The sequence below is a fragment of the Xanthomonas bonasiae genome, assembly GCF_014836395.1.
GTDB lineage: Bacteria > Pseudomonadota > Gammaproteobacteria > Xanthomonadales > Xanthomonadaceae > Xanthomonas_A > Xanthomonas_A bonasiae.
In genome coordinates this window covers 1-13389 of the sequence record NZ_JACSQX010000027.1, presented here as the reverse complement: position 1 = coordinate 13389, position 13389 = coordinate 1, and the positions used below count along the sequence as shown (strand labels likewise).

Here is a 13389-nt window from a genome sequence, read left to right as displayed (position 1 = left end):
CATTTTTCGATGGCACATCCATGTGCCAACGAAAAACGTCGCGCATCCTGCGCGCCGCCCTTCGGGTATTCGCCCGCTGGGTCTGCCGCGCTGAGGGGACCCCGTAGATCAAAAGCAAAGCAAAAGCGACAGCAACAGCAGAAGCAACGGCAGAGGCAGAGGCAGAGGCAGAAGCAACAGCAGAGGCAACAGCAGCAGCGGAGCTGTCGGCCATGGTCGGTGGGACGACCGCCGACCGCGATGCGTGCAAAGCAGGGCGGTCGCGCCCGCTCACATCCGGAACACCCCGAACCGGGTCGGTTCCGCCGGCGCATTCAACGCCGCCGACAGTCCCAGCCCCAGCACCCGCCGCGTCTGCGCCGGATCGATGATGCCGTCGTCCCACAGCCGCGCACTCGCGTAATACGGATGGCCCTGGCGTTCGAACTGCTCGCGGATCGGCGTCTTGAAGGCCGTCTCGTCCTCGGCCGACCAACTGCCGCCCTTGCTCTCGATGCCGTCGCGGCGCACCGTCGCCAGCACGCTCGCCGCCTGTTCGCCGCCCATCACCCCGATCCGCGCGTTCGGCCACATCCACAGGAAATTCGGCGAATACGCGCGGCCGCACATGCCGTAGTTGCCGGCGCCGAACGAACCGCCGATCACCACCGTGAACTTGGGCACCTTTGCGCAGGCCACCGCCATCACCAGCTTGGCCCCGTCCTTGGCGATGCCGCCGTGCTCGTACTTGCGTCCGACCATGAAGCCGGTGATGTTCTGCAGGAACACCAGCGGGATGCCGCGCTGCGCGCACAGTTCGATGAAGTGCGCGCCCTTTAGCGCCGACTCGGAGAACAGGATGCCGTTGTTGGCGACGATGCCGACCGGATAGCCGTGCAGATGCGCGAAGCCGGTGACCAGGGTGGTGCCGTAGCGCGCCTTGAACTCGTCCAGGCGCGAGCCGTCGACCACGCGTGCGATCACTTCGCGCACGTCGAACGGTTTGCGCGGGTCGGCCGGGATCACCCCGTACAGTTCCTCGGCCGGATACAGCGGCGGCTCCGGCGCGCGCAACGCCAGCGCCGGCTCGGGCTTGCGCCAGTTGAGCTGGGCCACGATCGCGCGGACCCGCGCCAGTGCCTGCAGGTCGTTGTCGGCGAAATGGTCGGCCACGCCGGAGATGCGCGTGTGCACGTCGGCGCCGCCCAGCTCCTCGGCGCTGACCTCCTCGCCGGTGGCCGCCTTCACCAGCGGCGGGCCGCCGAGGAAGATGGTGCCCTGCTCGCGCACGATCACCGTCTCGTCGCTCATCGCCGGCACGTAGGCGCCGCCGGCGGTGCACGAGCCCATCACGCAGGCGATCTGGGCGATGCCCTGCGCCGACAGGTTGGCCTGGTTGTAGAAGATCCGGCCGAAATGGTCGCGGTCGGGGAACACCTCGTCCTGCAGCGGCAGGAACGCGCCGCCGGAATCGACCAGGTAGATGCACGGCAGCCGGTTCTGCTGCGCGATCTCCTGCGCGCGCAGATGTTTCTTCACCGTCATCGGGTAGTAGGTGCCGCCCTTGACCGTGGCGTCGTTGGCGACGATCACGCATTCCACCCCGGACACGCGGCCGATGCCGGCGACCACGCCGGCGCACGGGACCTCGTCGGCGTACAGGCCCAGCGCGGCGAGCGGGGCGATTTCCAGAAACGCGCTGCCCGGGTCGAGCAGCGCGTCGATGCGCTCGCGCGCCAGCAGCTTGCCGCGCGCCTGGTGCTTGGCGCGCGCCGCGTCGCTGCCGCCCTGGGCGATACGCGCCTGGGTCTGCTGCAGGTCGTCGACCACCGCGCGCAGCGCCGCGACGTTGGCGGCGAAGGCGTCGCTGCCGGGTTGCAACTGGGTCTGGATCACGCTCATGGCAGGGCCATCGAAAAAGAGGAAAAGGAAGTCCGTGTAGGAGCGGCTTCAGCCGCGACGCTTTACCGGGAAGGTGTCGCGGCTGAAGCCGCTCCTACACGAAGCGCATCGGATCACTTGGTCCGCTCGAACAGTTCGCGGCCGATCAGCATGCGGCGGATTTCCGAGGTGCCGGCGCCGATCTCGTACAGCTTGGCGTCGCGCCACAGGCGCCCGGTCGGGTAGTCGTTGATGTAGCCGTTGCCGCCGAGCACCTGGATCGCCTGGCCGGTCAGCCAGGTCGCCTTCTCGGCCGCGTACAGGATGGCGCCGGCGGCGTCCTGGCGGGTGGTGCGGCCGGCGTCGCAGGCGCGCGCCACTGCATATACGTAGGCGCGGCAGGCATTGAGGCCCACGTACATGTCGGCCAGCTTGCCCTGCATCAGCTGGAAGCTGCCGATCGCCTCGCCGAACTGGCGGCGCTCGTGCACGTACGGCATCACCACGTCCATCGCTGCGGCCATCAGCCCCAGCGGGCCGCCGGACAGCACCAGCCGCTCGTAGTCCAGGCCCGACATCAGCACGCGCACGCCGCCGCCGACGCTGCCCAGCACGTTCTCCACCGGCACCTCGCAGTCCTGGAACACCAGTTCGCAGGTGTTGGAGCCGCGCATGCCGAGCTTGTCCAGTTTCTGCGCGGTGCTGAAGCCGGGCATGCCCTTCTCGACCAGGAACGCGGTGATGCCGCGCGCGCCGCCGGCCGGGTCGGTCTTGGCGTAGACCACCAGCACGTCGGCATCGGGGCCGTTGGTGATCCACATCTTGTTGCCGTTGAGCACGTAGCGGTCGCCGCGCAGCTCGGCGCGCAGCTTCATCGAGACCACGTCCGAACCGGCGCCCGGTTCGCTCATCGCCAGCGCGCCGACGTGTTCGCCGCTGCACAGCCGGGGCAGGTAGCGTGCCTTCTGCGTTTCGCTGCCGTTCTTGCGCAGCTGGTTCACGCACAGGTTCGAATGCGCGCCGTAGGACAGGCCGATCGCGCCGGAGGCGCGCGAGATCTCCTCCATCGCCACCACGTGCGCCAGGTAGCCCATCGCGCTGCCGCCGTACTCTTCCTCCACGGTCAACCCGAGCAGGCCTTGCTCGCCGAGCTTGCGCCACAGCGGCGCCGGGAACGCGTTGTCGCGGTCGGCCTGCTCGGCCAGCGGCGCGATCTCGCGCGCGGCGAAGGCGGCCACCGTGTCGCGCAGCAGGTCGATGTCCTCGCCCAGTTCGAAATTCAACGACGGCATCAGCATGGCGGGCGGCTCCGGAAGCAGGCGTGCGGCGAATGGGGCGCCTAGAATCCAGGCGGCGCCGGGGAATGGACGCCAGCGTAGCCGGGAACGGCGAAGAAGTGAACAATAATTCATTAATTGAACCTAGAATCACCCCATGGCCTACAAACGCTCCGCGCTGATGGAAGAACGCCTCGCCGGCAACCGCCAGCGGATCCTGCTGGCGGCGCGGCGGCTGGTCGCCGCCGGCGGCTTCCGCGGCGCGCCGGTGACCGCGGTGGCGGCCGAGGCCGGGGTGTCCACCGGGCTGATCTACCGCCACTTCCCGTCCAAGGCCGAGCTGTTCGTGGAAGTGCTGACCGCGGCGGTGGACCACGAACTGGCGATCCTGCACGGCATCGCCGCCGAACCGGCGTCGGCGACGCAGCGCCTGCGCGCGGCGATCGCCTCGTTCGTGCGCCGCGCGCTGGCCGGGCCGGGGCTGGCCTACGCCTTCATCGCCGAGCCGGTCGAGCCGGAGGTGGATGCCGAGCGCATCCGCTGCCGGCGCCTGTTCGGCGACCTGTTCAAGGGCATCCTCGCCGAGGGCGTGGCCGCGGGCGAATTCCCGGCGCAGGACCTGGACGCGGCCGCGGCCTGCCTGGTCGGCGCCTACACCGAAGCCCTGGTCGGGCCGACCGCGCCCAGCCGCGACGGCCCGCGCGACAGCGAGCGTCTGGTCGAGGCGGTGTGCGGGTTCTGTCTGCGCGCGGTCGGCAGCGCGCAGGCGTAATAGGCGCGTCCTACGGGCCACGCCGTTTCCGACATCTGCGCAGTGCGGTTCCGGCGGCGAACCGACAGCGCGAGAGGGTAGGGGGTGGCGCAGTGCTCCGGTCGCCATGTCGTGCGACCGACGATGCGCCAGGACGGCCTTCATGCCGAAGCCGTGCCCCGCCGCGCGGCAAAACTGCTGCGATGCAGCACGCATCGTCTGCGATTCGCTGTGTCGCCGGACTGCCGTGCGCGGCAAACGCTGGCTATACTCGGCCGCGTAGCGGTGGTCCGGTTACCACGTGCCAAAGGGGTGTGATGTGCGGAATTACGACCTCGAATTTCTCAAGCGGTTCTCGATGGTGATCGGCCTGTTGGTCGTCATCACCCTCGGTCTGATCGCGTTCGCGGCCTATTTGCAGCGGGCGATCCCGCCGGAAGTGTCGCCGGTGGCGCTCAAGCGCACCGAGGAACGCATCGCCCCGGCGGGCGCGGTGTATGCCGGCAGCACCGGCGCTGCGGCGCAGGCCGCCGCGCAGGCGGCGGCGCTGGCCAAGGCCTCGGCGCAGGTCGCCTACGGCGGCACCACCGACGGCAAGGTGATCTTCGACAACCTGTGCACCGCCTGCCACACCACCGGTGTCGGCAAGGCGCCGACCCTGGACCATTCGCACTGGGATGCGCGCATCGCGCAGGGCAAGGACACGCTGTACAAGCACGCGATCGAGGGCTACACCGGCCCCGATGGCGGGATCATGCCGCCCAAGGGCGGCAACCCGGCGCTCAGCGAAGCGCAGATCCACGCCACGGTCGATTGGATGCTGTCCAACCTGAAGTAACCTGCGCTTCCTGCGGGTTTTTCCAGCGCCGCCTCCGGGCGGCGCGTTCGTATTCGATGCCGGCCCCATGCCGGCGAGCTAAGGAGAGTGATCGCATGCGCCTGTTGCCCCCGCTGTTGTCGTTGCTGCTGGTTGCCGGCGCACCCGCCGCGCATGCGTTGACGCCGCCGCAGATGGTGCCGATCGGGCAGCTGCGGCCGGCCGACAGCGCGCAGGGCGTGGTGTTCGAAGGCGTGGTCACCGCGCGCGTGCAGGCCGGCGGCGACAGCTATCTGGTGCAGGACGCCGGCGATGGCGATCCGCTCACCGCCGACGCGCTGCTGGTGCAAGGCGATGCCGACGCCTCACTGGTGCCGGGCGACCGGGTGCGGGTCTGGGGCGAACTGGCGCCGCGGCGCGCGGCCAGCCTGGCGTCCGCCGGCACGCCGTTCGCCGGGCGCAGCGTACGCGCCGCCGGGCACACCGTGCTGGCGCGCGCGCAGCCGCTGCCGCTGCAGGTGCTCGACGCCGTACCGGCCGACTGGTCGGCGCTGGCCGGCATGCGCGTGCGTATCGATGCGCCGCTGACCGTGGTCGATACCGATGCGCTGGCCAAGGCCGGCGAACTCGGCGTCGCCTTCGGCGGACGCCTGTGGCAACCCTCCGAAATCGCCGCGCCGGGCAGCGCCGAGCTGGCCGCGACGAACGCCGACAATGCGCGGCGCCTGCTGCTGCTGGGCGAAGCCGGCACGCATGCGCCCGACAGCCTGCCCGCTTATCTGGGCAGCGGCGAAGCCGCCGCGGCGCCGCGCGCCGGCACCACGCTGCAGGGCGTGGAAGGCATCGTCGGCGGCGTGGTCGAGGGTGCGGCGCGGCTGTATCCGACCGCGCCGTTGCAGCTGACCCCGCCGCCGGCACCGGCGCCGCCGCAGGTCGCCGGCACGCTGCGCGTGGCCGCGTTCAACCTGGAGAACTTCTTCAACGGCGACGGCCGCGGCGGCGGTTTCCCGACCCTGCGCGGGGCGCGCAACGCGGCCGAATTCCAGGCGCAGCTGGCCAAGCTGGTTGCCACCATCCGTCCGCTGCAGGCCGACGTCGCCGCGCTGATGGAACTGGAAAACGACGGCTACGGGCCGACCTCGGCGATCGCCACGTTGGTCGCCGCGCTCAATGCCGGCGATGGCGGCGACTGGCGCTTCGTTGATGCCGGGCGCGGCCCGGGCGACAACCCGATCCGGGTCGGCCTGATCTACCGCGCCTCGCGGGTCAGCCCGGTCGGCAAGCCGGCGGTGCTGGAAGGCGGCCCGTTCGCCGCGCACAGCCGGGTGCCGCTGGCGCAGGCGTTCCGGCGCGGCACCGGGCAGCCGTTCGTGGTCGTCGCCAACCACTTCAAGTCCAAGGGCTGCGGCGACGCGGCCGGCGACGATGCCGACCGCGGCGACGGCCAGGGCTGCTGGAACGCCACCCGCACCGACTCGGCGCGGCGCCTGGATGCCTGGCTGCGCAGCGACCCGACCGGCAGCGGCAGCACCGTCAGCGTGCTGCTCGGCGACTTCAACGCCTATGCGATGGAAGACCCGCTGCGCCTGCTGCGCGACGCCGGCTGGCGCGATGCGCTGGCGCAGGCGCACGTCGAACAGCCCTACAGCTTCATCTACAGGGGCCTGAGCGGCCGCCTGGACCACGCCCTGCTGAGTCCGGCGCTGGCACCGCTGCTGCGCGGTGCCGCCGAATGGCACATCAATGCCGACTCGCCCGACGCCGACGGCTATCGCGAGCGCAACCTGCCGGGTCCGTGGCGCAGCTCGGATCACGACCCGCTACTGCTGGGCTTTGAGCTTTGAGAGCCGGGATTCGTTGGTCGGGATTCGGGATTCGTTGAAGCGGAGGGTCGAGCGGTCGGTTTTGCGGTCTGCGTTTCCGGAAAAGAGCGCGGAATGACCAGCCACTCGGCTGTTGAACAGTCGGGATGGGAATGGGGCGGGCCGCAGGCTTTTGCCAATCCCCAATCCCCAATCCCGGCTAACAGTGCCTGCTGCGCCGCCAGTTCCACACGTGCGCGCTCGCCAGCAGCAGGCTGCCGGCCACGGTGACCGGGGTTTCGGCCTGCGCGCTGGGGAATCCGATCGCGCCGGCCAACAGGCCGCACAGGCCCAGCACGGCCATCGTCCACAGCGGCCACGGCAGCGGGCGCTGCCGCTGTGCGCGCCACAGCGCCAGCCCGGCCAGCGGCAGCGCGATCGCCACGAACAGCCCATGCACCCATTCGGCCTGCGCCCACACGCCGAACAGCGGCAGGGCCGCGGCCAGCAGCGGCAGCGCCAGGCAATGCAGCAGGCACAGCCCGGACAGGAGCACGGCTGAGGCATCGAAGAACGGCTGGGGCAGGGATTTCATGGGCGGCGATTCCGGCATTGAAGTGTTATATAGTAACATTTCTCCCGCCACGTCCAAGCCGCCATGCCAACGTCCGCCGTGCTCGACCGCCGCCTCCCCGTCACCGTCCTGTCCGGCTTCCTCGGCGCCGGCAAGACCACCTTGCTCAACCGCGTGCTGCGCAACCGCGACGGCCGCCGCGTGGCGGTGATCGTCAACGACATGAGCGAGATCAACATCGATGCGGCGCTGATCCGCGACGGCGGCGCCGCGCTCAGCCGCACCGAAGAGACCCTGGTCGAGTTCAGCAACGGCTGCATCTGCTGCACGCTGCGCGAGGACCTGCGCCAGGAGGTGCAGCGCCTGGCCGACAGCGGGCGCTACGACTACCTGCTGATCGAATCCACCGGCATCTCCGAGCCGATGCCGGTCGCCGCCACGTTCGCGGTGCGCGACGAACACGGCCGCAGCCTGGCCGACGTGGCGCGGCTGGACACCATGCTCACCGTGGTCGACGGAGTGAGCTTCCTGCGCGATTTCGGCTCGGCCGAACGGCTGGCCGAGCGCGGCCTGCAGGCCGGCGCCGACGACGATCGCGGCCTGGTCAACCTGCTGGTGGAGCAGATCGAATTCGCCGACGTGATCGTGATCGGCAAATGCGACCTGGCCACCGCGGACACGGTGGCGCGTACCCGCGCGGTGCTGCGCGCGCTCAATCGCGACGCGCGCATCGTCGAAGCCAGCCACGGCGAGGTGCCATTGGACCTGGTGCTGGACACCGGCCGTTTCGACTTCGTGCGCGCGCAGCTGGCGCCGGGCTGGATGCAGGCGCTGCGCGGCGACCACGCGCCGGAGACCGAGCAGTTCGGCATCGGCAGCTTCGTCTACCGCGCACAGCGTCCGTTCCATCCCTTGCGTTTCGCGCGGCTGGCACAGCGCGGCCTGCGCGACGTGGTCCGCAGCAAGGGCTTCTTCTGGCTGGCCAGCCGCATGGACTGGGTCGGCGAGCTGTCCATTGCCGGCGCGGCCACCCAGACCCAGGCCGCCGGCTTCTGGTACGCCGCGCGCGAACGCGTCGAACAGGGCTTGCTGGATGCGCCGCTGCCATTGCCGCCGCAGCCGTTGCCCTACACCGAGCTGGGCTGGCAGCGGCAGCACAGCGCGTGCTGGAGCGCGCCGCCGCCGCGCGCCGAGGAAGTGGGCGATGCGCGCGAATACGCGGCGCTGCGCGCGCTGTGGCACCCGCTGTGGGGCGACCGCCGCCAGGAGCTGGCGGTGATCGGCGTCGATCTGGACGAGGCGCGGGTGCGCGCCGAACTCGACGCCTGCCTGCTCGACGACGCGGAACTGCGGCGCGGGCCGCTGGCCTGGCAGGCGCTGGCCGATCCGTTCCCGCTGTGGCGGCGCTGAGTCGTTGGCGATGACATCGATGTTTCGGGCCTGGCGTGGGGGAAGCCTTCGCCCGGACACCGACCCAGGGCGGATGGCTCCGCGCTGCGCTCGTCGCGGCTGAAGCCGCTCCTACAGCAGCCATCAGCACCCGGCTCCTGTAGGAGCGGCTTCAGCCGCGACAGAAACCCACGCCGCCCACGGCCCCACTAACCGCGCGCACCCACAGCGATCAGCACGATCGCCAGCAACGCCAGCCCCAGTCCCGCGCGGTTCCAGGCGCTGGTCTTCTCGCCGAAGGCCAGCACGCCGAGCAGCGCGCCCAGCACGATCACGCCCAGGTTCATCGCCGCGAACACCACCGCCGGGCTGTCCGGCAGCGCCTGGTGCGCGCGCACGTAGAGCGCGATGTTGCCGAAGTTGAGCGCGCCCAGCAGCAGCCCGGCGCCGAGGTTGCGCCAGGCCAGCGGCGCGCTGCCGCGCAGGTGCCGCCACAGCTGCACCCCCAGCAGCAGCACGAAGGCGATCGCGAAGGCGACCAGCAGCGAGGCGGCGAACGGCGTGCCGGCCTGGGCGATGCGCTTGAGCGACACGTCGATCAGGGCGAAGCCGGCCCACACCAGCAGCAGCCACGGCGCGGCGCGCGCGGCGCCGGCCGGTGCCGCTGCGGGCCGGTGCACGATGCCGGCGATGGCCAGCAGGCCCAGCGCCAGCCCGGCCAGCTTGTAGCCGTTGGCGCGCTCGCCGAACAGCGCGAACGCGGCCGCCAGCGACAGCAGCAGCGACAGCCGCTGCGCCGCGTCGGTGCGCACGATGCCGGCCAGCGCCACCGCGCGGCCCAGCACCAGGAACAGCGCTGGCAATAGCACCGACAGGCCGAGCAGCGCCGCCCATGGCGCCTGCGCGCTGCGCAGGGTGGCCAGCGGCGGTTGCAGCACCGCCGCGCACAGCAGCGCCGCCGCGAGATAGTTCCAGGTCACGGCCTGGGCCAGGTCGATACGCCGCCGCGGCGCCAGCTTCAGCAGCGCCGAGACCAGCACGCTGCACATCACACTCAGGAGAACGAACGCCACGCGCAGGGATCCGGTCGGGGGAGAGAACGCTGCGTGCGCGTGGCCGGCATGTGGCCTGCACCCAGCCCCGGTATTATGAGCGCATGACCTCTCCCGCTTTCCCTACCGAATCCGGCGCCTTGACGCTGGACGGCCCCGCCGGCCCGCTCGAGGCCGCGGTCGATCTGCCCGATGCCGCGGTGGCCGCCTTGCCGGTCACCGCGATCGTCTGCCACCCGCTGTCCACCGAGGGCGGCACCATGCACAACAAGGTGGTGACGATGGTCGCGCGCGCGCTGCGCGAACTCGGCGTGCACGTGGTGCGTTTCAACTTCCGCAGTGTCGGCGCCTCCGCCGGCAGTTTCGACCACGGCGACGGCGAGCAGCAGGACCTGGCCGCGGTGGCCGCCTGGGTGCGCGCGCAGCGCCCGCACGATGCGCTGTGGCTGGCCGGCTTCAGCTTCGGCGCCTACGTGTCGCTGCGCGCCAGCGCCGCGCTGCAGCCGCAGGCGCTGGTGTCGATCGCGCCGCCGGCCGGGCGTTGGGATTTCGCCGGTGTGGAACCGCCGCCGCAGTGGCTGGTGATCCAGGGCGACGCCGACGAGATCGTCGATCCGCAGGCCGTGTACGACTGGCTGGAGACGCTGGAGCAGCAGCCCGAGCTGGTGCGCATGCCCGACACCAGCCATTTCTTCCACCGCAAGCTGATCGACCTGCGCGGCGCCTTGCAGCACGGGGTCAAGGCATGGCTGCCGGCGCACCAGGCGTGAGCGCGGTGCGTCGACAGGCGGCCGCATGGCCGCAGGCAGGGCGCTGCGCGGGCGCGCGCCGATGAGCGCCGCCGCCACGCCTTCGCAACGCTACGCCGCCGGCGTGGCACGCGGCGACTGGCGCGACGACCCGGCGCAGCACGCCGCGCTGGCCGAGCTGGACCGCATCCACGCCGCGATCGTGGACAGCGACCAGGACGGCTGGCTGGATCGCCTGGCCGCGTTCTGGAAAAAGCCCGAGCCGGTGCGCGGCCTGTATTTCTGGGGCGGCGTGGGCCGCGGCAAGACCTTCCTGGTCGATCTGTTCTACGACGGCCTGCCGATCGAGCAGAAGTACCGCACCCACTTCCACCGTTTCATGCGCGGCGTGCACGAGCGCCTGCGCGAGCACGCCGGGCAGAGCGATCCGCTGGCCAAGATCGCGCAGGAATGGCGCACGCAATTGCGCGTGCTGGTGCTGGACGAATTCTTCGTCACCGACATCGGCGATGCGATGCTGCTGGCGCGGTTGCTGGAGCGCCTGTTCGCCGAGGGGGTGACCCTGGTCACCACCTCCAACACCGCGCCGCAGAACCTGTACCTCAACGGCCTGCAGCGCGAGAGCTTCCTGCCGGCGATCGCGCTGCTGCAGAAGTACTGCGTGGAGCTGTACGCCGAAGGCACCGAGGACTACCGCATGCGCGCGCTGACCCGCTCGCCGGTCTACCGCGCGCCGCTGGACGCGCAGTCCGACGCATGGCTGGACGGGCGCTGGGGCGAGCTCAGCGGCAACGAAGCCGCGCGCAGCGGCAACATCGTCATCGAGGCGCGCAAGATCCCGGTGCGCGGCCGCGGCAAGAGCATCGCCTGGTTCGATTTCGCCGCGCTGTGCGAAGGCCCGCGCGGGCCGGCCGACTACATCGAGATCGCACGCGAGTTCAACACCGTGCTGCTCGGCGGCATCCCGCACTTCGATCGCATGAACGAAGACGCGGCGCGGCGCTTCGTCAACCTGATCGACGAACTGTACGACCGCCAGGTCAACCTGGTGTGCACCGCGCAGGACCCGCCGCCGCAGCTGTACAGCGGCGAGCGCCTGGCCGGCGCGTTCGAACGCACCGCCTCGCGCCTGATCGAGATGCAGAGCGCCGAGTACCTGGCGACCGCGCACCGCGCCTGAGGGGGCGAGGCGATGGCCTCGGCGAGAGAGCGGCATGCCGTTTTCTCGCCAGGCCTCCTCCTGGAAACCCACGTACGTTGACGCGGGTCCTCGGCCGCGACACTGTGGCGCACACGGAACGCTTACCGCTTGCGTTCGTCGCGGCTGAAGCCGCTCCTACAGTGCACCCGGTGGGTCTGCCGCGGCTTCTGTAGGAGCGGCTTCAGCCGCGACGAACGAAGCAATGCGGCCGGCAGACGTCGCATTCCTGCCTGGGCCGACAGCCGCAACGAACCAAACGGCGCATGTCCGACCTGTCCGACTGAAAAAGTGCTTGCAATTAAATAGCGCGCTATGTAAATTGCGCCCATGCCGAAGAAGCGCACCCCTGCCGAGATCCCCAGCCGCGACGCTGCGCTGCAGCTGGATCAGCAACTGTGCTTCGCGCTGTACTCGGCCAACCTGGCGATGCACAAGCTCTATCGCGGTCTGCTGAAGGCGCTGGACCTGACCTATCCGCAGTACCTGGTGATGCTGGTGCTGTGGGAAGAAGACGCGCGCACGGTCGGGGCGATCGGCGAGCGGCTGTTCCTGGATTCGGCCACGCTGACGCCGCTGTTGAAGCGCCTGCAGGCCGGCGGCCTGGTCACGCGCGAACGCTCGGCCGACGACGAGCGCCAGGTCGTGGTGCGCCTGACCGCGGCTGGCCGCGCCTTGCGCAACAAGGCCGGCGCGGTCCCCGAGCAGGTGTTCTGCGCGGCGGCGTGCTCGCTGCAGGACCTGCGCCAGCTTAAGCAGCAACTGGAAACCTTGCGCGGCAACCTGGGCGGCGGCTGATGCCGTTGCCACGGAGCCGACACGGGCCCATGACGTTTCGTTAATTAAGTAGTGTGCTATTAAATAGCTGTCAATCAACCGGCGCGACGCGCCTCACCAGGAGCAACCACCATGGCCTCACCCGAAAAGATCCTCTACACCGCCCACGCCACCGCGACCGGCGGCCGCGAAGGCCGCGCCGTGTCTTCCGACAAGGCGCTGGACGTGAAGCTGTCCACCCCGCGCGAGCTGGGCGGTGCCGGCGGCGACGGCACCAATCCGGAGCAGCTGTTCGCGGCCGGCTATTCGGCCTGCTTCATCGGCGCGATGAAGGCGGTGGCGGCGCAGGACAAGCAGAAGCTGCCGGGCGAGGTCAGCATCGAAGGCAGCGTCGGCATCGGCCAGATCCCGGGCGGCTTCGGCATCGCGGTGGAACTGCGCATCGCGGTGCCGGGCATGCCGCGCGAGGAGCTGCAGGCGCTGGTCGACAAGGCGCACCAGGTCTGCCCGTACTCCAACGCGACCCGCGGCAACATCGACGTGAATCTGGTCGTCCTCGACTGATCGATGCGGCTGGCCCGAAGACCCCGTCGCGCGACTGCGCGGCGGGGTTTTTTGCTGTTTGCCATACGGCAGTAGTCCGAGCCACCGTGCCGTACGCGACGCGACGGCATCGAGAGCAAGGCCGGCAGTTGGTCGGCCGAGAACGAAACGGCTTTCAAGACGCCGATCCGCGAACAATTCGAACAGCAGGGCCATGCGTGCCACGCGAGCGCGCGGCTGTGTGGTGACAGCAGCGAGATGTGGTGCAGACGCGGTGGGATGCTGGCACTGGGGCTGTCGGCGGCGTTGAACGAGCCGGAAACTGATCCGATTCGGAGTACTCCGTAACTGAGCGAGCGCGATAGCTCCGCGTTGCATGCGCTGCGGTCACTGGCCGTTCCATCGATCGTGTCTATCAGCTCGGCTGTTGTTTCTGCTTCCGCTTCCGCTTCCGCTTCCGCTTCTGCTGTTGCTGTCGCTTTTGCTTTGCTTTTGATCTACCGGGTCCCCTCAGCGCGGCAGCCCCGGCGGGCGAATACCCGAAGGGCGGCGCGCAGGATGCGCGACGTTTTTCGTTGGCACATGGATGTGCCATCGAAA

Annotated in this window: 12 protein-coding genes; 8 read left to right on the top strand and 4 right to left on the bottom strand. The window is 70.1% G+C overall.

What is annotated here, in order from left to right:
• Positions 1-270 precede the first annotated feature (270 nt).
• Both H9658_RS22720 and H9658_RS22715 read right to left on the bottom strand, forming a co-directional pair.
• Positions 271-1881, bottom strand: coding sequence for a carboxyl transferase domain-containing protein (locus H9658_RS22720; protein ID WP_191827039.1), 1611 nt, complete (start codon positions 1879-1881; stop codon positions 271-273).
• A gap of 113 nt (positions 1882-1994) precedes the next feature.
• Complete coding sequence (locus H9658_RS22715; protein WP_179569772.1) at positions 1995-3158, bottom strand: isovaleryl-CoA dehydrogenase; 1164 nt, start codon at positions 3156-3158, stop codon at positions 1995-1997.
• Between the two features lie 136 nt (positions 3159-3294).
• Here H9658_RS22715 and H9658_RS22710 point away from each other — a divergent pair, with 136 nt between their 5' ends.
• The 3 genes from H9658_RS22710 (at position 3295) to H9658_RS22700 (ending at position 6549) form a co-directional block, all read left to right on the top strand.
• A complete protein-coding gene (locus H9658_RS22710; protein WP_179569770.1) occupies positions 3295-3909 on the top strand; it encodes a TetR/AcrR family transcriptional regulator in 615 nt (204 codons plus the stop codon).
• Between the two features lie 298 nt (positions 3910-4207).
• Positions 4208-4726: a c-type cytochrome gene (locus tag H9658_RS22705; protein ID WP_179569768.1), complete on the top strand. Its 519-nt coding sequence runs from the start codon at positions 4208-4210 to the stop codon at positions 4724-4726.
• 95 nt (positions 4727-4821) lie between these two features.
• Entirely contained in the window at positions 4822-6549 is a 1728-nt protein-coding gene (locus H9658_RS22700; RefSeq protein ID WP_191827038.1) for an ExeM/NucH family extracellular endonuclease, read from the top strand.
• Positions 6550-6727: 178 nt separating this feature from the next.
• On the opposite strand, the gene H9658_RS22695 is transcribed toward H9658_RS22700, so the two are convergent.
• The gene (locus H9658_RS22695; protein WP_179569764.1) at positions 6728-7102 is read right to left on the bottom strand and encodes a MerC domain-containing protein; all 375 of its coding nucleotides are present in this window, start codon (positions 7100-7102) and stop codon (positions 6728-6730) included.
• Positions 7103-7165: 63 nt separating this feature from the next.
• On the opposite strand from H9658_RS22695, the gene H9658_RS22690 reads away from it, so the two are divergent.
• Entirely contained in the window at positions 7166-8491 is a 1326-nt protein-coding gene (locus H9658_RS22690; RefSeq protein WP_191827037.1) for a GTP-binding protein, read from the top strand.
• A 188-nt stretch (positions 8492-8679) separates the two neighbouring features.
• Here H9658_RS22690 and H9658_RS22685 read toward each other — a convergent pair whose 3' ends face one another.
• The gene (locus H9658_RS22685; RefSeq protein ID WP_191827036.1) at positions 8680-9543 is read right to left on the bottom strand and encodes an EamA family transporter; all 864 of its coding nucleotides are present in this window, start codon (positions 9541-9543) and stop codon (positions 8680-8682) included.
• An 83-nt stretch (positions 9544-9626) separates the two neighbouring features.
• Here H9658_RS22685 and H9658_RS22680 point away from each other — a divergent pair, with 83 nt between their 5' ends.
• From H9658_RS22680 to H9658_RS22665, 4 genes are all read left to right on the top strand, one after another.
• Positions 9627-10292, top strand: a complete 666-nt coding sequence (locus tag H9658_RS22680; protein ID WP_191827035.1) for an alpha/beta hydrolase — start codon at positions 9627-9629, stop codon at positions 10290-10292.
• 61 nt (positions 10293-10353) lie between these two features.
• Complete coding sequence (gene zapE / locus H9658_RS22675; protein ID WP_185823535.1) at positions 10354-11451, top strand: cell division protein ZapE; 1098 nt, start codon at positions 10354-10356, stop codon at positions 11449-11451.
• Between the two features lie 348 nt (positions 11452-11799).
• Positions 11800-12267 (top strand): MarR family winged helix-turn-helix transcriptional regulator, encoded by a 468-nt coding sequence (locus tag H9658_RS22670; RefSeq protein WP_191827034.1) that lies wholly within the window; start codon positions 11800-11802, stop codon positions 12265-12267.
• Positions 12268-12378: 111 nt separating this feature from the next.
• A complete protein-coding gene (locus H9658_RS22665) occupies positions 12379-12810 on the top strand; it encodes an organic hydroperoxide resistance protein (RefSeq protein WP_145703847.1) in 432 nt (143 codons plus the stop codon).
• Positions 12811-13389 lie beyond the last annotated feature (579 nt).